Raw genomic sequence first — 23,040 nt, 5'->3', positions numbered from 1 at the left:
TTCGGGGGCTACTCGCCCTTCGCGCCCGTCAGACCCTGGAGGCGGCCCAGGAACGCCACCTTGTCGCCGCTCGGCTTCTCGGGGTCGACGACCACCTGGTTGGAGACCCGGTCAAGGAGCAGGGACTGCCGCACCTCGCCCTTGAGCAGCGCCTTCGCGTCCGCGTCGACCTTCGGGCTGAGGCCCTTGAACGCGGTCTGCTTCTCGTAGTGGCGAGTGGCGAAGAACACCAGCGCGCCGCCGTCCTCGGTGCGCAGCCCCAGCGGTGCGAACGTGCCGCCGTTCTGCGGCTCGTCGACGTACTGCACGGCGAGGCCGGCCCGCTTGGAATTGCGGTTGCGGTACGCCTTCCAGCGCGAGGTGTGGTCGCTCGGCGCGAAGGCGTCACCGCCCGACTTGAGGTACGACGTGTACTCCTTGCCGAGGTCGGCCGGGGCCAGCGCGAGATCCTTCGCCCGCGGGGACACCGGCTCGGCCCAGCCGTCCGCGTCCTTCTTCAGCTTCGGCATCTTCCGCGGCGACACCAGGTTCAGATAGGTCGCCCGCCACAGCTGGTCCGGGCCGCTCTTCGTGAAGACCCACAGCCACCGCAGGTCGGAGCGGCGGTTGGCCTTGGTGTCCGCCAGGAACCAGCGCGGCCAGCCGGCCTTCTTCGGTATCGCGTACGTCACGTCCGTGAGTTCCAGCGGCACGTGGTTCGGGTTGCCGGCCGGGTGCTGCACACGCCGGGACTTCAGGCCGCCCTGGTTGATGGCGCCCAGCGGCCCTGTGATGCGGGCGGCGTCCAGGGCCGGATCGTAGGCCTTGTCCGCCTTGTTGTACGCGGTGAGGAACTCCCTGAGGGCGCGGTCCGCCTCGGACTTGGTGGCCGCGGGGACGACCTCCCGCTCCCCGTGCACGGTCACGCAGCCGCTCGCCGTGAGCGCCAGGGCCGTCACCGCCGCCGACACCATGACGGGCCGGCCGAGACCGCGAACCCTGCGAACGTTGCTCATCGGAATGCCTTCACCTACCCCTTCCCGGGCCCGAACCTTATCGGGCCCGGAAAAGGGGTGTGCGGAAGGGGTGTGCGGGTGCGGGTCAGATCTCCTGGAGGAGCGTCGCGTTGACCCAGCCGCGCTTGCTGGTGCGCGGCAGATCGCCGTAGTACCACTGGTTGCCGCGCTTGACCGTGTAGCAACGCACGTAGACGTTGTCGAACCACTCCAGGCGCTTGCGCTTGCTGTAGCTGGTGCCGGGGCCCGAGTAGGCGGTGGCGCCCACGTTGATGACCATCATGTTGTGGTTCTTGACGTTCTTGGTGCAGGCGCTGCCGCCGACCGCGGCGGCGGTGGGGGCGGTCATGAGCGAGGCGCCGAGCGCCACGGCGGTGGCCGCGGTCAGCGTGGCAAGGCTCTTCCCGAATCGGGAGGTTCGCATGGGGGGATCCTCAGAGATGTCGATCAACTGGTGAACGACGATCATAGGCACCGGAGTTCGAGCCGGATGAGGGGGTGCGGGACACCAGCCGGAGCAGGGCGAGCGCCGGGACCGCGTACAGCGGCCAGGCCACCACCTGGAGGACCGTCGGGTCGGGGCGGAAGCTCAGGGTGCCCGCCAGGAGCGCGCCGTACCAGCTGTCCGGCGGGACAGCGCCGCCGATGTCGAACGCCATGTCCCCCGGTCCGCCGAGGAGTTCGGCCTCCTGCAAGGCGGCCACGCCGTGCGCGAGGAAGCCCGCCGCCACGACGATCAGCGCGGCGCCGGACCAGGTGCGCGGGCGGTCGGGGCCGACACGGGCCGCGCCCGCGCGGAGCAGCCGGGCGAGCAGCCCCACGAGTACGAGCGCGGTGAGCAGGCCCAGGAGCACGACGAGCAGCGGCCCGTGCGAACCGTCCCTCGACGCGCGCGCCGACGCCCAGCAGAACAGGGCCGCCTCCAGAGCCTCCCGGCCCACCGCGCAGAACGCGGTCACCGCGAGCAGAGCCGTCGTGTGCCGTGCCTCCGCGTGCCGCGGCATCCGAAGGACCACCCACGTCAGCAGGCCCACGGCGGCGACCGACAGCGTCCCGCCGAGCGTCTCCCGTGCCCGGGGCGTCAACTCCTGCGAACCGAACGTCAGCGCCCAGCCGAAGCCGGCCGCGAGGGCCACCGCGGCGCCGGCACCGGCCCATACGGGCGGCAGCGCGGCACGCCGCCCGCTCCTCGCCGTGAAGGCGAGGAGCAGACAGGCGACCACGCCGGCCTCCAGGCCGTCGCGCAGCCCGATCAGATAGTTGTCGAACATCCCGGAAGAGTAGTCGCGCTCCCGTTCGAGTCACTGCCCGCTGTCCCTGCGGGGGGCCACCACGGGGGCGCCCGTGCGCGGGTGCGGGAACACCTCGACGGGCTGCCGGTACACCTCGGAGAGCAGTGTCGCCTCGAACACGTCGCCGGGGGCGCCGTCCGCCGCGACGGTCCCGCCGCGCAGCACCGCGACCCGGTCCGCGTACGCCGCCGCGAGGCCCAGGTCGTGGAGGACCACCACGACGGCGTCACCGGCGGCCGCCCGCTCCCGGCAGAGGCGCAGCACCAGTTCCTGGTGGCGCAGGTCGAGCGCGGCGGTCGGCTCGTCGAGCAGCAGCAGGGGGGCGCGCTGGGCGAGGACGCGGGCCAGCGCGACCCGGGCGCGCTCACCGCCGCTGAGCGCGGAGAAGGGGCGCGCGGCGAAGCCGCCCACCTCGGTGGCCGCCATCGACTCGCGCACCACCCGGTCGTCGTCGTCCGCCGACCGGGTCCCGGCCCAGGGCGCGCGGCCCATCCGTACGACCTCCGCGACCGGGAAGGGGAAGGAGAGCGCCGCGGACTGCGGCAACACGGCACGGCGCAGGGCGAGTTCGGGCGCGGGCCAGTCGGGGGCGGGCCGGCCGCAGATGCGTACAACGCCTTCGTCGGCCGGCAGGTCGGCGGCCAGCGCGGCCAACAGGGTGGATTTACCGGCGCCGTTGGGCCCGACCAGGGCGAACACCTCGCCCGCGCGGGCGGCGAGCGAGACCCCGCACAGCACCTCGCGTCCGCCGAGCCGCACCCGCAGCCCCTCGGCCTCGGCGAGGACGTCCCCACGGGCGGTCGGCCCCGGGAGCACGCGCTCCCGTCCCGCGAAAAGTCTCCTGCGCAGCTGTCCGATCACGCCCAACCACCCTGCCTGCGACGGGTCCTGCGGAGCAGCCAGAAGAAGAACGGGCTGCCGAGGAGCGCGGTGAGCACGCCCAGCGGCAGCTCGGCGGGCGCGGCCACCGTGCGCGCGGCCAGGTCGGCGGCGACGAGGACCAGTGCTCCGCCGAGCGCGCTGCCGGGCACGAGGAAGCGGTGCCCGGGGCCCGCGGCCATCCGCAGCAGATGCGGCACGAGGAGGCCGACGAAGGTGATGATCCCGGCGACGGCCACGGCGGCCGCGGTCAGCAGGGCCACCACGAGGACGAGCACGAGCCGCAGCCGCTCCACGTCCACGCCCAGGTGCCGGGCGGGCCGCTCGCCGAGCGCGAGCAGGTCCAGCCGGCGCGCGTAGCACGGCGCGACGGCGAGCCCGGCGAGGGCGCAGGGCAGGACGGCGAGGACCTTCGGCCAGGTCGCCTGGGCGAGCGAGCCGAGCTGCCAGAAGGTGATCTGGCTGATCTGCGCGTTGTCCGCGAGGAAGACGCACAGGCCGATGAGGGCGCCCGCGAACGCGTTCACGGCGATGCCGGTGAGGATCAGCGTGACGACTTCGGTGCGGCCGCCCTCGCGCGACATCGCGTACACGAGCAGGACGGTGGCGAGCCCGGCGACGAACGCGCAGACGGTCACCGTCCAGTTGCCGAGGAAGGTGAGGCCGAGCGCGATGGAGGCGACGGCGCCGACCGCGGCGCCCGACGAGATCCCGATGACGCCGGGCTCGGCGAGCGGGTTGCCGAACACGCCCTGCATCAGCGCGCCCGCGCAGCCGAGCGAGGCGCCGACGAGGAGGGCGAGCACGACGCGCGGCAGCCGCACGTTCCACAGCACGCTCTCGCCGACCCGGTCGAGCGCGGACCCGCCGAGCCCGAGCCGGTGCTGGACGGAGGAGACGACGTCGCCGAGAGGGATGTCGTACGCGCCGGTGCCCGCGGAGAGCAGGCAGAGCAGGACGAGGGCGACGGAGAGGGCCGCGGTCAGGGGGAGGGCGGCGCCGCGGCGGCGGGGGGCGTCGCCGTCCGGCGCGGGGGCCGGCACGTCAGGGGCTTCGGCGTCGGCTTTGGCTTTGGCTTTGGCGAGCGTGCTCACTCGGCGTCCCCGTACAACTGCTCCACCAGGGACTTCAGCACCTGGTCGGTGCGCGGCCCGTAGTTGAGGAGCACGCCGTCGTCGATGGAGACGACGCGCCGGTCCAGGCCCGCGGGGGTCTCGGCGACGCCCGGGACCTTGAGGAGTCCGGGCACGCCGTCCACCGACGCGAGCCCCTTCCGCATCACCAGGATCGCGTCGGGCGCGGCCTTCGCGAGCGCTTCGCTCGTGATCGCCGTGAAGTCCTTGCGGAGCCCGGACTCCTTGCCCGCGTCGACCGCGCCCGCCGCCTCCAGGAGCGAACTCGCGCCGGACTCGCGCCCGCCGAGCAGATAGACGGAGGCCGAGCCGCGCAGATAGAGGAAGGCGACCCGCGGCTTCTTCTTCCCGTTCCTTGCCGGGACGTCCTCGCGGACCGCCGCGATCCGCTGCCGCGTGCGCTCCGTCAGCTCGGCCCCCGCCTTCCGCACGCCCAGCGCCCCGGCCACCGCCTCGATGCGGGGGCTCACGTCGGCGAGGCTCTTCGCGGGGTCGAAGACGACGACGGGGATGCCCGCGTCACGGATCTGGTCGATGGCCTCGGCGGGCCCGGTGGTGGTGTCCGCGAGGACGACGGTCGGTTCGAGCGAGAGCACGCTCTCCGCCGAGACGTCGTGGGCGCGGGTCACCACCGGCAGCTTCTTCGCCTGCTCGAAGGTGGCGGTGATGTCGCGGGCGACGACGTTACCGCCGAGCCCCAGGGTGAAGACGATCTCGTTGAGGCTGCCGGTGAGCGGCACGATGCGACGGGTGTCCCGCACCGTCACGCGGTGGCCGTCGGCGGAGGTGACGGTGGCCGGGAGCGAGGGCTTCGGCTCGGTCTTCAGGGGCTCGACCCGGTCGGGCGCGGAGCTCTTCGCCTGCGCCCGCCGCGCGGCTGTGCCGCCGTCGCCGTCCGGGGTTCCGCACCCGGTGAGACCGAGGGCGAGCACGGCGGCCCATGCGCCGGCGATGCGGAGTGAGCGCGGCATTCGCACCGAAGTCCACCGTCCTGTCGAGCTGTTGGGGTTGCTTCGAGGGCTGGGTTCCGGTTGGGGGTTCCAGCCCGAAGCGTTTGTAGTTTAGGTTAGCCTTACCTAATTCGCCAGACCGCTGGAGGAGCCCCATGCCGTCGTCCGGACAGGCGCGTGCCACCGTTCGCGCCGGAGCCGTGGCCGTGCTCACCGCACTCGTCGGAGCCCTGCTCCCGGCGGCCGCCGCGCACGCCGAGGACCGCACGGTCCAGGGCGGACGGCTCGACTGGGGCATCAAGTCCTCCTTCCAGAGCTATGTCACGGGGCCCATCGCCCAAGGCGCCTCCACCCTCCAAGGGGGAGCGGCCACGGTCGGTGGGAGCCAGTTCCGCTTCCACTCGGCGAAGGGCTCGTACGACCCGGACACCGGGGTGTTCGCCGCGGGGTTCTCGGGCGGGGTGCGCTTCACCGGGCACAAGAAGGGCGGCGCGTACGAGCTCGACCTCACCATCAGCCGCCCCGCGGTGAAGGTCTCCGGCGGCTCCGGCACGCTCTACGCCGACATGGTCAGTAAGGAGAAGGGCACCGGCAAGGTCACGAGAACCGCGCAGGTGCCGCTCGCCTCACTCGACATATCCGGTATCGACATGAAGGGCGGCACCGGCCCGATCGCCCTCAACAACCTGCCCGCCACGCTCACTTCACAGGGCGCGAAGGCCTTCGCCGGGTACTACACGGCGGGCACCGCCCTCGACCCGGTGAGCCTGTCGACGGACCTCGTCGCCAAAAGCCCTCCGAAGCCCGACAACAAGCAGCGGAAGCCCGGCGGCGGCGAGAAGAAGGCGAAGGCGGGCCAGGCGGGCCGCATCGAGGATGCCGCCGTCGACTGGGGCGTGCGCCGCACCTTCCGCGAGTACGTCACCGGGCCCATCGCCAAGGGCGAGTGGAAGCTGTCCGCCGGTGCCCAGGACGGCGGCGCGCTCTTCCGCTTCCCCCGCGGCAAGGGCACGTACGACGAGAAGAAGGGCACCCTCACCGCGGAGTTCGCGGGGGCGGTCCGCTTCACCGGCGCGCACGGCCTCGACCTGACGCTCTCCGGGGTCGCCGTCGAGGTCGAGGACGGCAAGGGCACGCTCACCGCGGACGTCGACGGCAAGGGCGACCGCGGTGCCACCCTGAAGAACGCCCCGCTGATCACCTTCACCGCGAAGGGGCTGCGGCCGAAGGGTGGCCTGGTCTCCCTCACCGAGGTCCCGTCGAAGCTCACCGCCGAGGGTGCCAAGGCGTTCGGCGGCATGTACAAGGCGGGCTCCGCCATGGACCCGCTCTCGCTCGCCGTCGCCCTCGACGCGGACGCGCAGCTGCCCTCGCTGCCGGACCTCGGCTCGTCCGCGAAGCCCTCGCCGCCCGTGAAGTCCGCGGCGCCCAGGACCGAGAACACCTCCGCGTCCTCCGCATCCTCCGCGTCCTCCTCGTCGAACGCCGTGCCGATCGCGGCCGGCGCAGGTGTCGCGGTGCTGCTCGCGGCGGCGGTCGCTTTCGGAGTCGTACGCAAGAAGCGCGCGACGACGAACACCCGCAACTCCCCGGGCGCCTGACTGCCCGACAGCCCCCCCAGCCCCCCTCTGAAGGAGAAGCCTGATCATGGCCGCCACCCGTCGTCCCACCGTTCTCGCGGCAGCCGTCGCGGCCGCCGTCGCCCTGGGCGCGAGCGCGCTCGCACTGCCGGCGGTCGCCGCCGACACCGGCACGGCCGCCCCGCCGAAGCTGGAGCTCAAGGACGGCACGTTGGAGTGGGGTCTGAAGGAGTCCTTCCGTAAGTACGTCATGGGCATGGCCCACGGCAAGATCGAGGCCAAGGACGGTGCCCGGCAGGCCGCGGGGAACGGGGCGTTCACGTTCTCCGAGGGCAAGGGCACGTACGACACCGGTACGCACGCCACCGACACCGCCTTCAAGGGCAGTGTCCGCTTCACCTCCACCCTCCACCGCTTCGACATCGGCATCACCGACGTCAAGGTCCGCACCCAGGGCAGGACCGGCGCCATCCAGGCCGACGTGACCCTGAACGGCGCCGTCCAGCACGACATCGACCTCGCCGCGCTGGACCTGAGCGCGGTCAGGCCCGGACAGGGCCAGGGCGGCGCGATGGTCTTCAAGGACATCCCGGCGGCGCTGACCGCGGACGGCGCGAAGGCGTTCAACGGCATGTACGAGGCGGGCGAGAAGCTCGACCCGGCCACGCTCACGGTGACGGCGGGCGGCCCGGTGCCCGAGAAGCCGACGCAGAAGCCCACGCAGAAGCCGACAGAGAAGCCCACGAAGAAGCCGACGCAGAAGCCGGTGCCCAAGCCCACCGCCTCGCAGCAGACCACGGCCGCAGGTGAAGTCGTCGACGGCCGCCTCTCCTGGGGGCTGAAGGAGAGCTTCCGGAAGTACATATCCACCGGTGGGAAGGCGACCGTCGCGGGCGGCGCCAAAAAGATCTCCGACGGCTACCGCTTCCCGTACGCCAAGGCGGACCTGGACTCCGCGGCCAAGAAGGTCGACGCCTCCTTCGGCGGCAGCGTCCGCTTCACGTACAAGGCGCACGGCATCGACATGAAGTTCAGCGACCTCAAGGTGCGGGCGAACGGCGCCAAGGGCACCCTGCTCGCCGACGTCACCACACCCCGGGGTACGAACAACGACGTGAAGTTCGCCGCACTCGACCTCTCCGGCGCCTCGTACAAGGCGAAGAACGACGTCGTGCTGCTCGACAAGGTGCCCGCGACCCTGACGGCGGCGGGCGCGAAGCAGTTCGCCAACGACACGACCGGCTCCCCGTACCGGCCGGGCGAGAAGCTCGACCCGGTGACGGTCGCGCTGTCCTCGTCGGCGAGCGCTGCACTCCCGGCCGGCGGCGGCACGCCGACGACGGCCCCCGACTCCGACTCGGGCTCCGCCGCCGTCACCGGTTCCGGTTCCGTGGGCGGCGGCGGTTCGGCAGGCGGCGCGGGTTCACTGGCGGACACCGGCTCCTCCGTCCCCTCGGCCGCGCTGCTCGCTGTGGCGGGTGTGGCGCTAGTGGCGGGCGCGGGCGCGGTGATACGAACTCGGTAGGCCTTTCAGCCCCTCCGGCGTTGAGGAGCGGGGGTCCGGGGGCAGAGCCCCCGGGTCGTCACCCCGTCACGCGGTCAGCGGAAACTCTTCCCCGAGCTCACGGAACACCGCCGTATTCAAAGCGAAAGCGACCTTGCACTCGTCGACGATCCGCCGCCTCTCCAACTCGTCCGTGACCACCGCGTCGATCCCGTCGAGCAATTCGCGGTAGCCCCGCTTGAACGCGGCCGGGTTGGGGATGCCCTCGAAGACGTAGAACCGCACGCCGTCGCCCTTGCGGGCGAAGCCCCAGGTCCGCTCGGCCTTGCCGCGGATGATCTGGCCGCCGGAGAGGTCGCCGAGGTAGCGCGTGTAGTGGTGGGCGACATAGCCGCCGGGCCAGGTGCGCGCGCACTCGGCGACCCGTGCCGCGTACGCCTCCGTGGCGGGCAGCGCGGTGAGCCCGGCGCGCCAGTCCGGGCCCCGCAGGTGCGCGAGGTCGCGCTCCAGCTCGCTCACGCGGTGCAGCTCGGGCTGGATGAAGGGGCCCGCGACGGGGTCGTGGCGCAGGGCCTGCGCGCCGTCCTCCAGGGCGCGGTACACGAACCACAGCTGTTCGGTGTAGCGCGTGTACGCGTCGACGCCGAGCACGCCGCCGAGGAGGTCGCTCATGAAGGTCGAGGTCTCGGCCTCGGTGTGCTGCTCGTGCGACGCCGTGCGGATGACCGTCGAGAACGGCGTGAGCGGCGAGTCCATGAAGACCTCCAGGGGAGCCGGGAAGGACGGGGCGGCGGAAGCCGGTGACCTCTGAAGATCATGCAACTTAGGCTTACCTAAGTCAACCGGTTCCCGACACCCTGTCGGTAAAAGACTTACCCCGCTCCCGTCCTGCGGAATCTCCCATTCAGGGCAGCGTGAGGATCTCCGCCCCGGTCTCCGTCACCACCAGCGTGTGCTCGAACTGAGCGGTCCGCTTCCGGTCCTTGGTGACGACGGTCCAGCCGTCCTCCCACATGTCGTACTCGTGCGTGCCGAGCGTCAGCATCGGCTCGATCGTGAACGTCATGCCGGGCTGGATGACCGTCGTGGCGTGCGGGCTGTCGTAGTGCGGGACGATCAGGCCGGAGTGGAAGGACGTGTTGATGCCGTGGCCGGTGAAGTCGCGCACCACTCCATAGCCGAAGCGCTTGGCGTACGACTCGATGACGCGGCCGATGATGTTGATCTGGCGGCCGGGCTTGACGGCCTTGATGGCGCGGTTGAGGGACTCGCGGGTCCGCTCGACGAGCAGCCTCGACTCCTCGTCGACGTCGCCCACGAGGTAGGTGGCGTTGTTGTCGCCGTGCACACCGCCGATGTAGGCCGTCACGTCGAGGTTGATGATGTCGCCGTCGTTGAGGACGGTGGAGTCGGGGATCCCGTGGCAGATGACCTCGTTGACCGAGCTGCACAGCGACTTCGGGAAGCCGCGGTAGCCGAGCGTCGAGGGGTAGGCGCCGTGGTCGCACATGTACTCGTGCGCGACGCGGTCCAGCTCATCGGTGGTCACGCCGGGCGCGATGTGCTTCGCGGCCTCTTCCATGGCGCGGGCTGCGATGCGGCCCGCGGTGCGCATCAGCTCGATGGTCTCGGGGGTCTGCACCTCGGGCCCCGAGTACGGGGTCGGCGCGGGTTTCCCCACGTACTCGGGGCGCCTGATGTTGCCGGGTACGGAACGGATGGGAGAGAGCTCCCCTGGGACGAGCAGTGACTGGCCAGACATGCCAGCGAGTCTAGCCAGCCGCCGTGGGGCAGCATGGCCCCAGAGAACGTGACCCGAAACGGGGACGGAAGGAGCGGGGCATGGCGCTGTTCAAGAAGCGGACCGTCGGCAAGCCGGGCGAGTGGTTCTACTGCCTGGAGCACCAGAAGGTCGAGGAGGGCCCTGACTGTCCCGGCAAGGACCGCATGGGTCCCTACGCCTCGCGCGCGGAGGCCCAGCGCGCGATGCAGACCGCCCAGGAGCGGAACCTCGAGTGGGAGAACGATCCCAAGTGGCACGATGGCGCTGCGCGCGGCAGGGAGGGTGAGGTGTAGGGGCTCTTTGGGCCGGTGGTCCTCGCGCGGGTCGGATGTGGCTGAGCGCGCAGTTCCCCGCGCCCCTTACGGGGCCACCGGCTCGGATGCTTCCGCTGCCCCCGCCTCCCTGCGGCGGCGTGCGTCCGGGTCCGTCGTCGCGTCGTACGAGACGAGCTTCGGCAGCACCGCGGCGAGGATGCCGACCGAGGCCAGGCAGGCGAGGCCGCCCGACCAGATCGCGGGCCGCGTGCCCGTCCAGCCCGCCGCCGTACCCGCGCGGACCTGGCCGAGCTGCGGGCCGACGCTGTACGACAGGACCTCGATCCCGGCGAGCCGCCCGCGCAGCTCGTCCGGGATGGTCTGGTTCCAGATCGTGGAGCGCCCAAGCCCGCTCGCCATGTCCCCGGCGCCGGCGAACGCCAGGCAGCCGAGCACCAGCCAGATGTTCGAGAGCCAGCCCGCCGCGGTGATCGCGAGGCCCCAGCCCGCCGCCCCGAACACCACGAGCAGCCCGTGCCGCCGCACCCGCGACGTCCACCCGCTGGTGAGGCTGAACAGCAGCGAGCCGACCGCCCCGGCCGCGTACATCAGGCCGAGCGCCCACTCGGCGTCCAGGTCGTCCGCGAGGAACGGGAAGATCGTGTTCGGGAAGGCGAAGAACATCGCCGCCATGTCGATCGCGTACGTACCGAGCAGTACCGGCCGGGACCACGCGTACCGCGCGCCCTCCGCGAGGCCCTTGAGCGACGGCTTCTCCGCGTCGTGCGCGGCGGGCGCGGGGGAGAGGCGGGTGCACAGCGCGACGGACAGCACGAAGCAGACGGCCGTGATCCCGTACGCCGACGCGTGGCCCGCGTACGCGACGACGATGCCCGCGAGGGACGGCGCCGCGATGGCGCCCACGTTCCACCGGAGCGAGTTCAGCGCGGCGGCCGCCGTCAGCTGGTCGTGCGGCACGATCCGCGCCATCAGCGAGTCGAGGGCGGGCCGCTGGAGCCCGGCGAGCGCCGAGACGCCGGCCGCCACGACGTACAGCGGCCACAGCATCGGCTCGGGCAGCAGCGCGTTCACCAGGAGGACGGCGGCGAGGAGCCCGAGCCCCGCCTCGGTCAGGAGGATCACCCTGCGCCGGTCCACGGCGTCGGCGAGCGCCCCGCCGTACAGCCCGAAGACGATCAGCGGCACCAGCTCGACCGCGCCCATCGCGCCGACCGCGACCGGTGAGTCCGTCAGCTCCTTGATCTGGAGCGGCAGGGCGACCAGGGCCATGAAACTGCCGAACGTGGTGACGAGCCCCTGCACCCACAGCAACCGGAAGTCACGGGTGGAACGCCAGGGGGAGAGATCGGGCAGTATCGCGGAGAGAGGCACGAAGAGCCATGTTCTGCGCAGGCCCGTGCGGAGAGCAACTCATTTCTGCCGCCCATGCGCCGACCGCCGCGCTCACCGCCACGCGCTCACCAGCGCGTCGGCGGCGGCGACGTCAGCTGGTCGGCGAGGCGCGAGAGCCGGTCGCGCAGCCGGCTGCGGCCCCGCGCCTGCGGCAGCGCGTTCTCCCCGGCCGCCGCGCTCACCAGGTGCTGGACCGTGTCGAGGTCGAGGTCGGGCGTCTCGGGCACCGTCAGCGCCTCGTGCGACAGGGCGCCCAGGTCCCGGTCGCCGGAGCCCAGCGCGAGCACCGTCGCCCCCGCGCGCCGCGCGTCGTGCACCCGCGTCAGCAGCTCCGGATCCGGCGCGTCCGGCGCCACGACGAGCAGCGTCTCGCCGCGCCGCGCCGCCTCGATCCGGCCGAGCCCGGTCGACAGATGCGCCGGGTCCGTGGCGCGCACCCGGTGCCGTACGAGCGTCGGGGTCAGCTCCGGCGTGCCCGACCAGGCCGCCTCGTCGACCAGGTGCGCGGCCAGGTGCCACGGCTCGTACGCCGCCGTGCCCACGAGCAGCAGGCCGCCGCCGTGCGGCACGACGGAGGACCGCAGGGTCCCCGCGAAGCGGCGGGTGGCGCCGAGCCACTCGGTCCCGGCGAGCACTTCGCGCAGCAGCGCGACCCGTACGGCGTCCATGGCGCCGCATCCTGCCCCAACCCGCCAGTCGTCACCGGGAGTTCACCGGGAATTCCCCCGGGATGGGGAGGCGCGGAGGATGACTTATGAGACGTCTGTTCCCTTCCGCGCGGGCCGCGAGGGATACGCGAGCTTCCGCATCCCGGCCGTCGTCACCACGGCCTCCGGCACCGTGCTCGCCTTCTGCGAGGGCCGCGTCGGCTCCTCGGAGGACTTCGGCAACATCGACATCGTCCTCAAGCGCTCCGCCGACGGCGGCCGCACCTGGGGCCCGCTCCAGGCCGTCGGCAGGAACGGCGCCGACCTCGCGGGCAACCCCGCCCCCGTCGTCCTCGGCACCGGGCGCGTCCTCCTCGTCCACGTGCGCAACGCCGCCGCGGCCACCGAGGACGCCATCCGCCGCGGCAAGGTCTCCGCGGCCAACGGGCGGCGCGTCTGGGTGCAGCACAGCGACGACGACGGCCTCACCTGGTCGGCGCCGCGCGAGATCACCGGCCAGGTGAAGCGGGCGAACTGGCGGTGGTACGCGACCACGCCGGGCCACGCCGTGCAGCTCACCACGGGCCGCGTCGTCGTCCCCGCCAACCACTCCCTGCCGCCCACCGGCACCGACAACGGCACCGAGGGCAAGTACAACGGCGGGCACTGCCTGCTGAGCGACGACGACGGCGCCACCTGGCGGATCGGCTACGTCGACGACAACGTCAACGGCTACATCAACGTCAACGAGACCACCGCCGCCGAACTCCCCGACGGACGCCTGTACCTCAACACCCGCAACGACTCCCCGGCGCCCGGCAACCGCGCCGACGCCCACTCGCGCGACGGCGGCCGGAGCCTCGTCAAGCCGTTCCGCCCGCAGGCCTCGCTCACCGGTCCCGTCGTCGAAGGCAGCGTCCTGCAACTGCGCGACCCCGACGTGCTGCTCTTCTCCGGCCCCGCCGACCCCGCCTTCCGCGCGCTGATGACCGTGCGCCGCTCCACCGACGGCGGCACCACCTGGCAGCCCGTCCACACGGTCGACGGGCTGCCGGCCGCGTACTCCGATCTCGTACGGGTCGACGAGGAGACCGTCGGGCTCCTCTACGAGACGGGGGACTTCAGCGCCTACGAGACGATCACCTTCCGGCGGATACCGGTGGGGGAACTCGCCCGGCCCGCTGTGACCGGTGAGTAAGGTCGGCCCATGACCTCTACAGACAGTGCGCAGAACGCTCCCGCGAAGGCCGCCGAGAAGGCCCCCGCCAAGGACCCGTGGGACCTTCCCGACGTGTCCGGGCTCGTCGTCGGTGTCCTCGGCGGCACCGGCGACCAGGGGCGCGGCCTCGCCTACCGGCTCGCCCGCGCCGGACAGAAGGTGATCATCGGCTCCCGCGCGGCGGAACGGGCACAGGCCGCCGCCGACGAGCTCGGCCTCGGCGTCGAGGGCGCCGACAACGCGGAGTGCGCGCGGCGCAGCGACATCGTGATCGTCGCCGTACCGTGGGAGGGGCACGGGAAGACCCTGGAATCCCTGCGCGAGGAGCTGAGCGGCAAGCTCGTCGTCGACTGCGTGAACCCGCTCGGCTTCGACAAGAAGGGCGCGTACGCCCTCAAGCCCGAGGAGGGCAGCGCGGCCGAGCAGGCCGCCGCGCTGCTCCCCGACTCGCGCGTCACCGCCGCCTTCCACCACCTGTCGGCCGTCCTCCTCCAGGACGCGGACATCGAGGAGATCGACACCGACGTGATGGTGCTGGGCGAGCGCCGCGCCGACACCGACGTGGTCCAGGCGCTCGCCGCCCGCATCCCCGGCATGCGCGGCGTCTTCGCAGGACGGCTGCGCAACGCCCACCAGGTGGAGTCCCTGGTCGCCAACCTGATCTCCGTCAACCGGCGCTACAAGGCGCACGCGGGGCTGCGGGTCACGGACGTGTAGGGACCCGTGCGGGGCCGGGGCGGGCATGGGGGACACTGGACGGGTACGCGCTCGCGTACGCAACCGTGCTTGCCACGCTTCACCGGACAGGAGTCGTCCCCCATGCCCCGCCTCGCCGTGTACGCCCTCGTCGTCTGCGCCCTCGCCGTCGCCGCGGCCGTGATCTCCTTCGTGCAGGGCAGCTGGCTCGGTGTCGTCTGGGTGCTGCTCGCGGGCCTCTCGTCGAACATGGCGTGGTTCTACCTGCGGCGGGCCAAGCTGGAGCGGGACGCGCGGAGCGCTACGCACTGACCCCCGACGCCGGCGGGACCTCCTGCGAGGTCTGCCAGAAGCGGTACAGGTCCTGGCCCCAGTAGGTGTCCCACTCGCTGACGCCGAGGGCGCGCAGGAGCGCGTCGACGGCGTCGAAGAACGCGTGGTTGATCTCCGGGACCCACAGCACGGCGAAGACCGCGATCAGTCCGAACGGCGCGAACGGCTCCACCTGGCGGCGGATCCGGTGCGAGAGCCAGGGCTCGATCACGCCGTAGCCGTCCAGGCCCGGGACGGGCAGGAAGTTCAGGATCGCGGCGGTGACCTGGAGCAGGGCGAGGAACGCGAGCGCGTAGCGGAACGTGTCGGGGACGCCGTCCAGGGCGTCCAGCCAGAACGGCGCGGTGCAGACGACGGCGAACGCCACGTTCGTCAGCGGGCCCGCCGCCGAGATGAGGCTGTGCCTCCAGCGGCCCCGGATCCGGCCCCGCTCGATGAAGACCGCACCGCCCGGCAGACCGATGCCGCCCATGATCACGAACAGCACCGGCAGCACGATGCTGAGCAGGGCGTGCGTGTACTTGAGCGGGTTGAGGGTCAGATAACCCTTCGCCCCGATGGAGATGTCACCGCTGTGCAGGGCGGTGCGCGCGTGCGCGTACTCGTGCAGGCAGAGCGAGACGATCCAGGCGGCCGTCACGAAGAGGAAGACGGCGAGCCCGGCATTGTCCGCGAAGCCGGTCCAGGCGGCCCAGCCGGAGACCGCCGTGACGGCGGCGATCCCCAGAAAGACGGGGCTGACCCGCCGGTCGCTGCGGCGGGTGGGGGCGGTGGTCATGGGGCGGGACTCCTGGAGTCGGACGGCCTGGCGAGCCCGACGCTACCGCCCCCGGGCGCCACGGTGGACGCGGACCGCCGCCCCCGGGGCCTGGCGCCCGTCCTACGCGGGCGTCACGAGCCGGTTCTCCGTGCCGATGTTGGAGGCCTTGCCGTCGGTGTAGAGGGTCAGTTCGCCGTCGGGTCGGCGGACGATGGTGTCGTCGGGCCTGGCGTTGTCGGTGTAGTCGCCGCCGCCGGCGATCAGGGCGCGCTTCCACAGGCTGTTCGGGGGCTGCCACTTGTGCTCGTCCCGGAGGGAGCCGGTGCCGGTGAAGTCCTGGTACTGCGTCAGCTCGCCGTCGGACCAGCGCACGACGAGGTCCCAGGTGTCGTCGCCCGAGTAGTCGCCCGCGGTGATCTGGGTGGCGTGCTTCCATGTGCCGGTCCTGGCGGAGCCCGGCGGGACGACCTTGATCTCCTTGCCGAGCTTCTTGTTGCCGCCGGTGTTCCGGTAGAGCGTCACTTCGCCGTCCGACCAGCGCACGACCAGGTCGTCCTGCCGCTTGTTGCCGCCGAAACGGCCCGCGGTCATCACCTCGGCGTGCTTCCAGGTGCTGTTCGCGGCGACCAGCCGGTGCTCTCCGTGGAAGCCCTTCTCGTCGACCGACGGGTAGAGCGTCACCTCGCCGTCCGACCAGCGGACGATCAGATCCGAGCCGCTGTCACCGGTGAAGTCGCCCGCGACGAGCTGCTTGGCGTGGTCGCGCCACAGGGCGCTCGGGCCCTGGACCTTGAACGCCTTGTCGAAGTGGTTCTTGGCCCTGCCCGCGCCCCGGTAGAGGCTCAGCCCGCCGTCCGACCCCAGGACGAGCATGTCCGTCCGGCCCCCGGCGGCCGGCCCGTCGGCCGTGAAGTGGCCGTTGACGATGGTCTTGGCGCGCTTCCACGTGCCGGCGCCCGGCAGCACCGGGTCGGTCATCGGCGGCGGGTCGATGCTCGCCGGCTGCTTGCCCGCCTTCGCGGCGTCGTAGATCCGCTTGACGTCCTTGCCGAAGTACGACGAGTACGAGGTGTCCGCGCTGTGGCCACCCGTCATCCAGCCGCCGATGACGCCGATCAGCTTCGCCGGCTCGCCGCCCGCGGTGATGAAGGGGCCGCCGGAGGTGCCGCCGACATAACCGTCGCAGTCGATCTTGGTGAAGGTGCCGCCGCGCCAGAGCCGGCCGCCGCTGTCCTTGACGTTGCCGGTGGTGTACTTCTTCGTCGGCGTGGTGCAGCTGAGCGGGTCCTGCTTCGGCCTGTAGCGGTCGCCGCCGTACATGTACGGGTAACCGATGACCTGCGCGGTGTGCCGGAAGCCCGTGTTGAAGCCCAACGGGACGGACCCGACGACGTCCTCGACCTTCTTGCCGTCGCCGCGCGGCTCGGTGGCGAGGAACGCGACGTCGACCGCGGTGTAGTTCTCCTCGCTCTTCTTGGACCCGGTGTAGCCGGGGTCCTTGAAGATGCGGCTCTTCTTGATGGGGAACATGCCGTGCGGCATGGGGTTCCTCGCGCTGTGCTGCGGCACGAAGATCAGGTTTTCCTGGCGGGCGTTGCTGTCGAAGCAGTGCGCCGCCGACACGACGAGGTTCCTGCCCGGGGACGGGACGACGGTGCCGCCGCAGAAGCGGTAGTCGTAGCGGTCCGGGAAGTCGTTGCCCGCCTTCTCGGCCCAGTAGAAGGTGCCGACTTCCTTGCGGCCCTTGAAGGGGTGGGAGGGCGAGCGCTGCATGCCCCTGCGCGGCGCCGCGGCCGCGTCCTCCTTCGCCTCCTCGGCGGCTTCGGCCGCCGCGGCCTCGCGGGTCCGCTGCGGCTCGACCGGCTTGGCCTCGGCCATGCGCTCCGGCGTCCAGAACTCCTCGAGCGCGTGGGCCAGTTCCTGGTCAGGGGCCTGGGAGGGCGACTTCGAGGGCTTGGGCGAGGGCTTGGACGAGGACCTCGCCGGAGCCGGAGTCGAAGTCGGCGTCGGGTCCGGAGCGGACCACGCCGGGGCCGCCGCGGCCAGCAGCGCCGCCGCGGCGGCTGTCGCAGTCAGACTGCGTCTCATATTCACAGTGGTGTTCCCCCACGAAAAACGGACCCCGGGCAACCGGAGTCCGATTGGTACACATCAAACGAGAAGTTACGTTACGCATGCATCTGATGATGTGTCGATCAGCCCCCGTCCCCCGGCCCCCCGCACCAAGGGACAATGGTCCCGTGCGATACCGCGTCCTGGGGCCGACCCGAGCCGTCCGCGCCGACGGAACCGCCGTTCCCGTCGGCGGCGCCCGTCTGCGCGCCCTCCTGACCGCGCTCGCCCTGCACGCGGGCCGCCCCGTCCCCGCCCCGGCCCTGGTCGACGACGTGTGGACCGGCGAACCCCCCGCCGACGCGACCGGCGCCCTGCAAGCGCTGGTCGGGCGGTTGCGCAGAGCCCTCGGCGCGGACGCCGTCGCCTCGGTGGACGGCGGCTACCGGCTCAGCGCGCGCCCCGACGACGTGGACGCGTTCCGGTTCGACCGGCTGGTCGGCGAGGGCGGGCGCGCGCTGGCCGACGGCGACCCGGCGAAGGCCGCCGCCGTCCTGGACGACGCGCTCGCCCTGTGGACCGGCGAACCCCTCGCCGACCTGCCGGAACGCACCGCGGACACCGCCCGCCTGCACGCCCGCCACCTCGACGCCCGGCGCGCCCGGATGGCCGCGGCCCTCGCCCTGGGCGAAGGGGAGCGGGTCCTGCCGGAGCTCGCCGCCCTGTGCGAGGCCCACCCCCTCGACGAGCCCCTGCACGTCCTGCGGCTGCGCGCGCTGCGCGACACGGGCCGTCCGGCGGAGGCGCTCGCCGCGTACGACGGCGTACGACGCGAGCTCGCCGAGCGGCTCGGCACCGACCCCGGGCCCGAACTGAGCGCCCTGCACGAGGAGTTGCTGCGGGGTGACGCGGCGGCGCCGACTCCGGCGCGCGGCCGCCCCGCCGGTAACCTGCGGGCCCGGCTCACCTCGTTCGTCGGGCGCGAGGCCGACATCGACGTACTGCGGGACGACCTCGCGCGGGCGCGGCTCGTCACCCTGCTCGGGCCCGGCGGGGCCGGCAAGACGCGCCTGTCGCAGGAGGCCGCCGAGGCCGTCGCCCCCGGCCTGCCGGACGGCGTGTGGCTCGCCGAGCTCGCGCCGGTCGAGGACCCCGCGGACGTCCCCGCGGCCGTCCTCACCGCGCTCGGCGCCCGCGAGACCGTGCTGCGCGGCGCCGGCGCCGAGGAGCTGCGGGCCCTCTCCGAACGGCACGGCGAGGACCCCGTCGCCCGGCTCGTCGAGCACTGCGCCGCGCGCCGCATGCTGATCGTCCTGGACAACTGCGAACACGTCGTCGACGCGGCCGCCCGCCTCACCGACGAACTCCTCGCCCGCTGCCCCGGCCTCACCGTCCTCGCCACCAGCCGCGAACCCCTCGGCGTACCGGGCGAGTTGCTGCGCCCCGTCGAGCCGCTGCCCGAGCCGGTGGCGGTGCGGCTCTTCGCCGAGCGCGGTGCCGCCGCGCGGCCGGGGTTCACCGTCGAGGGGGACCCGGCGGCGGTCGCCGAGATCTGCCGCAGGCTCGACGGGCTGCCGCTCGCCATCGAGCTGGCCGCCGCCCGGCTGCGGCTGCTCACCCCGCGCCAGATCGCCGACCGCCTCGACGACCGCTTCCGCCTCCTCACCAGCGGCGCCCGCACCGCCCTGCCGCGCCAGCAGACCCTGCGGGCCGTCGTCGACTGGTCCTGGGACCTCCTCGACGACGCCGAGCGGACCGTGCTGCGCCGCCTCTCGGTCTTCGCGGGCGGCTGCGACCTGACCGCGGCGGAAGAGGTCTGCGCGGCCGCAGGGAGCACGTACGACGTCGCCGACCTGCTGGGCTCCCTCGTCGACAAGTCCCTCGTCGTGGCGGCCCCTTCGGAGGCGTACGGCGGCGGCATGCGCTATCGGCTCCTGGAGACCGTCGCCGAGTACGCGGGCGAGCGGCTCGACGAGGCCGGCGACCGGGCCGCGGCCGAGCGGGCGCACCTCGTGCACTACCGCGAGCTCGCCAGGACCACCGACCCCGAGCTGCGCGGCCGCGGCCAGCAGGCGGCCGTGGAACGCCTCGAAGTGGAGTACGAGAACCTGCGCACCGCCCTGCGGCACGCGCTCGCCGCGCGCGACGAGCACGAAGCGCTCTGCCTCGTCCTGTCCCTCTCCTGGTACTGGCAGATGCGCGGCATGCGCATGGAGACCCGCAACTGGGCCCGCGACGTCACGGCCCTCGGCCCCGACCCCTTCGCCCCGCCCGTCGCCCCCGCGCCCCCGCTCCACCAGTCGTGCACGGCCGCGCCGCCGCCGATGAGCCCCGAGCTCCTGGTGGAGGCCCGCCGGGGCGCGCACCTGCTCCACCTCTCCTGCATGGAGCTCGACCTGGTCGACTGGCAGTCGCCGGAGGCGGCGGAGAAGCTGGCCGGCATCAGGAGCGCCTACCGGCCCGGCCTCCCGCAGACCTGCCGCACACCCGGAAACCTCTGGTTCTACGCCGTGCTCCTGGGCGGCGACATGGACCTGCTGCGCGTCACCCTCGACGAGACGGTCGCCGCGTGCCGCGCCCTCGGCTACGACTGGGAGCTCGCCGCCGCCCTCCAGATGCGCGCCAACATCCTCGCCAACCGCAGCGACTGGGCGGGCGACGCGATCCGCGACGCGGACGAGGCGCTGCGCGGGTTCCGGCGGCTCGGTGACGTGTGGGGCATCGCGGAGGCGCTCTCCGCGCGCGGCGAGTCGCGGGAGCGGCGCGGCGAGTTCACGGCCGCCGCCGAGGACTACGAAGCCGCCGTCGAGTACGCCGAACAGCTCGGCGCCCAGACCCAGATGGGCCTGCTCAAGGCCCGCCTCGGCGCGATCCTGACGAGCTCGCCCGAGCAGCGGGACCTCTTCGACCGGGGCGAGGCGATGCTGCGGGAGATCCTCGACGAACCGGGCAGGCACCACACGGGCGAGGTCATGCCCGCCGCCCGGCTCTTCCTCGCCTGCGCGCTGGGCCACGACCGCCGCACCGCCGAGGGGCGCGAGCAACTGCGGCTGCTGCGCCAGGAGTTCAACGGCATCGGGTACGCCATCTTCGACAGCTCCGTGCTCGGCGTCGGGGCCTGGCTCGACGTACTGGACGGGCGGTACGCCGAGGGGCTCGCCGGGGCGCGGGAGGCCTTCGAGAAGGCGCTCGACCCGCTGTCGCGGCTGGTCGCCCCGCAGATGGTCTCGGTCCAGCTGTCGCTCGTCGCGCTGGCGCTGGCCGGGGCCGGGGACAGGGACGGAGACGGGCACGGGGGCCCGTCCGGGTCCGGGGCGGCTGCCCGTGCGCGCGACGCCGCGCGGCTCCTCGCGCTCGCCGACCGGGAGCTGCCGCCGCGCCACTTCGCGGAGAGGATGGAGCGGGAGATCCGTGAGGGCGCGGGGGAGCGGTGCCGGGCGGCGCTCGGGGACGACGCGTTCGAAGCGGCGTACGCGGAGGGCGGCGGCCTCTCCCTGGAGGAAGCCGCCGCCCTGTGCGCCAGGTGGGCCGAGTGACCCGGCGGTGATCCGGCGCCCCCGTGCCCCGACGCTCAGTTCTTCGTGCGGAACTTGTGGATCGCGATCGGCGCCATCACCAGCGTGAGCGCCACCGACCAGCCGACCGTCACCCACACGTCGTGCGCGACGGGGCCGCCGACCATCAGGCCGCGCGCGGAGTCCGCGAGCGAGGAGAGCGGGTTGTAGTCGGTGAAGGCCTGCAACCAGCCCGGCATCGACTGCGTCGGCGCGAAGATCGACGAGCCGAACTGGAGCGGCATCAGGACCAGGAAGCCCATCGCCTGCACGGACTGGGCGCTCTTCATGGAGACGCCGAGGACCAGGAAGATCCACATGATCGACGTGCCGAACAGGGCGGAGAGGCCCACGGCGGCGAGCAGGCCGAGCCAGTTCGTGATGTCGAAGCCCACCATGACACCGACGATCATCATGATCGTCGTCGCGATGAGCAGCCGCATCAGCTCCACCACGATCTTGGCGAAGAGGACCGAGCCCTGACCGATCGGCAGGGTCCGGAAGCGGTCCATGATGCCGTTCTGGAAGTCCTGGTTGAAGCCGGTGCCGACGGCCATGGCGATGTTCATGCTCATCATCGCCATCATGCCGGGGACCACATACTGCACGTACTGGTCCTGGCCGCCGCCGAGCGCCTGCCCGATGGAACCGCCGAAGACGTACACGAACAGGAGCGTGAAGACGATCGGCATCAGGACCGCGTCGAACATCGACTCCGGGTCCTGCCGGATCCACAGCAGGTTGCGGCGGACCAGGGCGCCGGTGTGGCGGACGTGGCCGCGCAGGCCGATGCGGGCGTCCGCCTCCCCCGTCTTGAGGGGGGCGGCCGTGAGTGTGGTGGCGCTCATACGGCGACCTCCTCGAGCTCGTTCTCGGACGGGCGGGCGTCCTGCGGGGCACTGGCCTTCTGGCCGGTGATGGAGAGGAACACCTCGTCCAGGCTGGGCAGTTCGGTGGCTATCGAGCCGATCGTGATGCCGCGCGCGGTGACCGCGCCGACCACGGCGGTCAGCTGCTCGTCGCTGAGGATCGGCACGAGGACCGTGCCGGTCTCGGCGTCGACCGTGGAGGTGGCGAGGCCCGTCAGACCGAGGTCGTCGAGGGCGTTCGCCAGCGGGCGCAGCTCCAGGGGGTCGGCCGGGCGCACGCGCAGGGTGCGGCCGCCGACCTTCGCCTTCAGCTCCTCGATGCCGCCGTTGGCGATGACCTTGCCGCGGTCGATGACCGTCAGCTCGGAGGCGAGCTGCTCGGCCTCCTCCATGTACTGCGTGGTGAGCAGCACGGTCACGCCGTCGCCCACCATGCGCTTGACCTCGGCCCACACCTCGTTCCTCGTGCGGGGGTCGAGACCGGTCGTCGGCTCGTCCAGATAGAGGACGGCCGGCCTGCCGATCATCGACGCGGCCAGGTCGAGGCGGCGCCGCATACCGCCCGAGTACGTGTTCGCCGGGCGCTTGGCGGCCTCGGTCAGCGAGAACCGCTCAAGGAGGCCGTCGGCGCGGGACCTGGCCTCCTTGCGGGACAGGTCGAGCAGCCGCCCGATCATGTACAGGTTCTCCCGGCCGGACAGCTTCTCGTCCACCGACGCGTACTGGCCGGTGAGGCCGATCACGCGGCGGAGCTGGCGGGGCTGGCGGGCCACGTCGTACCCGGCGACGAGGGCGGTGCCCGCGTCCGGGGTGATCAGGGTGGAGAGGCAGCGCACGAGGGTGGTCTTGCCGGCGCCGTTGGGTCCGAGCACGCCGAGGACGGTGCCCTCGCGCACGTCCAGGTCCACGCCGTCCAGAGCTTTGGTCTCGCCGTAGTGCTTGACCAGTCCCCTTACGGTGACCGCGCTCCCTGCGCCGCCGGGGTTCATGTCGTTTCGCGTCATGCCCTCAAGGTGTCAGACGCCACCGACAAACGACCGACATCCCACCGACAGCCTCCCGCGGGGGCGGGCTGCGGCAGCCCGTCGACGGGGGAAGATCGACGGGCTGCCGTGGTGCCGCGGTGG

Annotated in this window: 21 protein-coding genes; 7 read left to right on the top strand and 14 right to left on the bottom strand. The window is 72.6% G+C overall.

All coding sequences use genetic code 11. The features are described from left to right. Window positions 1–8: 8 nt before the first annotated feature. The 6 genes from ACZ4Z4_RS00630 to ACZ4Z4_RS00605 all read right to left on the bottom strand — a co-directional run bounded on the left by ACZ4Z4_RS00630 (window position 9) and on the right by ACZ4Z4_RS00605 (window position 5,270). Entirely contained in the window at window positions 9–995 is a 987-nt protein-coding gene (locus ACZ4Z4_RS00630; protein WP_468320235.1) for an SCO2278 family lipoprotein, read from the bottom strand. Between the two features lie 85 nt (window positions 996–1,080). Next, window positions 1,081–1,419, bottom strand: coding sequence for a hypothetical protein (locus ACZ4Z4_RS00625; RefSeq protein WP_468320233.1), 339 nt, complete (start codon window positions 1,417–1,419; stop codon window positions 1,081–1,083). A 10-nt stretch (window positions 1,420–1,429) separates the two neighbouring features. Then, window positions 1,430–2,266 carry an FTR1 family iron permease gene (locus tag ACZ4Z4_RS00620; RefSeq protein WP_468320231.1) on the bottom strand — a complete coding sequence of 279 codons (837 nt, stop codon included), beginning with the start codon at window positions 2,264–2,266 and terminating at the stop codon, window positions 1,430–1,432. Window positions 2,267–2,296: 30 nt separating this feature from the next. Continuing rightward, the gene (locus ACZ4Z4_RS00615) at window positions 2,297–3,154 is read right to left on the bottom strand and encodes a heme ABC transporter ATP-binding protein (RefSeq protein WP_468320228.1); all 858 of its coding nucleotides are present in this window, start codon (window positions 3,152–3,154) and stop codon (window positions 2,297–2,299) included. Beyond that, window positions 3,145–4,209 carry a FecCD family ABC transporter permease gene (locus ACZ4Z4_RS00610; protein WP_468322025.1) on the bottom strand — a complete coding sequence of 355 codons (1,065 nt, stop codon included), beginning with the start codon at window positions 4,207–4,209 and terminating at the stop codon, window positions 3,145–3,147. Before ACZ4Z4_RS00610 ends, ACZ4Z4_RS00615 begins: the two co-directional genes overlap by 10 nt. A 47-nt stretch (window positions 4,210–4,256) precedes the next feature. Further along, window positions 4,257–5,270: a heme/hemin ABC transporter substrate-binding protein gene (locus ACZ4Z4_RS00605; RefSeq protein WP_468320225.1), complete on the bottom strand. Its 1,014-nt coding sequence runs from the start codon at window positions 5,268–5,270 to the stop codon at window positions 4,257–4,259. A 134-nt stretch (window positions 5,271–5,404) separates the two neighbouring features. On the opposite strand from ACZ4Z4_RS00605, the gene ACZ4Z4_RS00600 reads away from it, so the two are divergent. Beyond that, window positions 5,405–6,850 carry an HtaA domain-containing protein gene (locus ACZ4Z4_RS00600; RefSeq protein WP_468320222.1) on the top strand — a complete coding sequence of 482 codons (1,446 nt, stop codon included), beginning with the start codon at window positions 5,405–5,407 and terminating at the stop codon, window positions 6,848–6,850. A 46-nt stretch (window positions 6,851–6,896) separates the two neighbouring features. Beyond that, window positions 6,897–8,354, top strand: coding sequence for an HtaA domain-containing protein (locus ACZ4Z4_RS00595; RefSeq protein WP_468320220.1), 1,458 nt, complete (start codon window positions 6,897–6,899; stop codon window positions 8,352–8,354). 66 nt (window positions 8,355–8,420) lie between these two features. Here the strand turns inward: ACZ4Z4_RS00595 and ACZ4Z4_RS00590 are convergent, their stop codons facing one another. Continuing rightward, on the bottom strand, window positions 8,421–9,089 hold the full coding sequence (locus ACZ4Z4_RS00590; RefSeq protein WP_468320217.1) for a biliverdin-producing heme oxygenase: 669 nt from the start codon (window positions 9,087–9,089) through the stop codon (window positions 8,421–8,423). A 148-nt stretch (window positions 9,090–9,237) separates the two neighbouring features. Then, a complete protein-coding gene (map, locus tag ACZ4Z4_RS00585) occupies window positions 9,238–10,095 on the bottom strand; it encodes a type I methionyl aminopeptidase (RefSeq protein WP_468320214.1) in 858 nt (285 codons plus the stop codon). Between the two features lie 80 nt (window positions 10,096–10,175). Between map and ACZ4Z4_RS00580 the strand changes: the two genes are divergently transcribed. Then, the gene (locus ACZ4Z4_RS00580) at window positions 10,176–10,409 is read left to right on the top strand and encodes a hypothetical protein (protein ID WP_468320211.1); all 234 of its coding nucleotides are present in this window, start codon (window positions 10,176–10,178) and stop codon (window positions 10,407–10,409) included. 66 nt (window positions 10,410–10,475) lie between these two features. Here the strand turns inward: ACZ4Z4_RS00580 and ACZ4Z4_RS00575 are convergent, their stop codons facing one another. Both ACZ4Z4_RS00575 and ACZ4Z4_RS00570 read right to left on the bottom strand, forming a co-directional pair. Further along, entirely contained in the window at window positions 10,476–11,762 is a 1,287-nt protein-coding gene (locus tag ACZ4Z4_RS00575) for an MFS transporter (protein WP_468320209.1), read from the bottom strand. Window positions 11,763–11,848: 86 nt separating this feature from the next. Continuing rightward, a complete protein-coding gene (locus tag ACZ4Z4_RS00570) occupies window positions 11,849–12,451 on the bottom strand; it encodes a hypothetical protein (protein ID WP_468320206.1) in 603 nt (200 codons plus the stop codon). 79 nt (window positions 12,452–12,530) lie between these two features. Here ACZ4Z4_RS00570 and ACZ4Z4_RS00565 point away from each other — a divergent pair, with 79 nt between their 5' ends. The 3 genes from ACZ4Z4_RS00565 to ACZ4Z4_RS00555 all read left to right on the top strand — a co-directional run bounded on the left by ACZ4Z4_RS00565 (window position 12,531) and on the right by ACZ4Z4_RS00555 (window position 14,657). After that, complete coding sequence (locus tag ACZ4Z4_RS00565; RefSeq protein WP_468320204.1) at window positions 12,531–13,628, top strand: sialidase family protein; 1,098 nt, start codon at window positions 12,531–12,533, stop codon at window positions 13,626–13,628. A 9-nt stretch (window positions 13,629–13,637) separates the two neighbouring features. Continuing rightward, the gene (gene npdG / locus ACZ4Z4_RS00560) at window positions 13,638–14,366 is read left to right on the top strand and encodes an NADPH-dependent F420 reductase (protein ID WP_468320202.1); all 729 of its coding nucleotides are present in this window, start codon (window positions 13,638–13,640) and stop codon (window positions 14,364–14,366) included. Window positions 14,367–14,468: 102 nt separating this feature from the next. After that, complete coding sequence (locus ACZ4Z4_RS00555) at window positions 14,469–14,657, top strand: hypothetical protein (RefSeq protein ID WP_468320200.1); 189 nt, start codon at window positions 14,469–14,471, stop codon at window positions 14,655–14,657. Here ACZ4Z4_RS00555 and ACZ4Z4_RS00550 read toward each other — a convergent pair. Together ACZ4Z4_RS00550 and ACZ4Z4_RS00545 are read right to left on the bottom strand one after the other, a co-directional pair. Continuing rightward, window positions 14,647–15,456, bottom strand: coding sequence for a site-2 protease family protein (locus ACZ4Z4_RS00550; protein WP_468320198.1), 810 nt, complete (start codon window positions 15,454–15,456; stop codon window positions 14,647–14,649). The two genes, ACZ4Z4_RS00555 and ACZ4Z4_RS00550, sit on opposite strands and share 11 nt — an antisense overlap. 102 nt (window positions 15,457–15,558) lie before the next feature. Continuing rightward, on the bottom strand, window positions 15,559–17,526 hold the full coding sequence (locus ACZ4Z4_RS00545; RefSeq protein WP_468320196.1) for a trypsin-like serine peptidase: 1,968 nt from the start codon (window positions 17,524–17,526) through the stop codon (window positions 15,559–15,561). A 98-nt stretch (window positions 17,527–17,624) separates the two neighbouring features. Here ACZ4Z4_RS00545 and ACZ4Z4_RS00540 point away from each other — a divergent pair, with 98 nt between their 5' ends. Beyond that, window positions 17,625–21,026, top strand: coding sequence for an ATP-binding protein (locus ACZ4Z4_RS00540; protein WP_468322022.1), 3,402 nt, complete (start codon window positions 17,625–17,627; stop codon window positions 21,024–21,026). A 35-nt stretch (window positions 21,027–21,061) separates the two neighbouring features. Here ACZ4Z4_RS00540 and ACZ4Z4_RS00535 read toward each other — a convergent pair whose 3' ends face one another. After that, on the bottom strand, window positions 21,062–21,892 hold the full coding sequence (locus tag ACZ4Z4_RS00535) for an ABC transporter permease (protein ID WP_468320194.1): 831 nt from the start codon (window positions 21,890–21,892) through the stop codon (window positions 21,062–21,064). Next, window positions 21,889–22,917: an ATP-binding cassette domain-containing protein gene (locus ACZ4Z4_RS00530; RefSeq protein ID WP_468320191.1), complete on the bottom strand. Its 1,029-nt coding sequence runs from the start codon at window positions 22,915–22,917 to the stop codon at window positions 21,889–21,891. Before ACZ4Z4_RS00530 ends, ACZ4Z4_RS00535 begins: the two co-directional genes overlap by 4 nt. Between the last annotated feature and the right edge of the window lie 123 nt (window positions 22,918–23,040).

Source organism: Streptomyces sp. NPDC030245, from assembly GCF_055572995.1.
The sequence above is the reverse complement of the archived record's forward strand: the minus strand, read 5'-3'. Positions and strand labels throughout refer to the sequence as shown.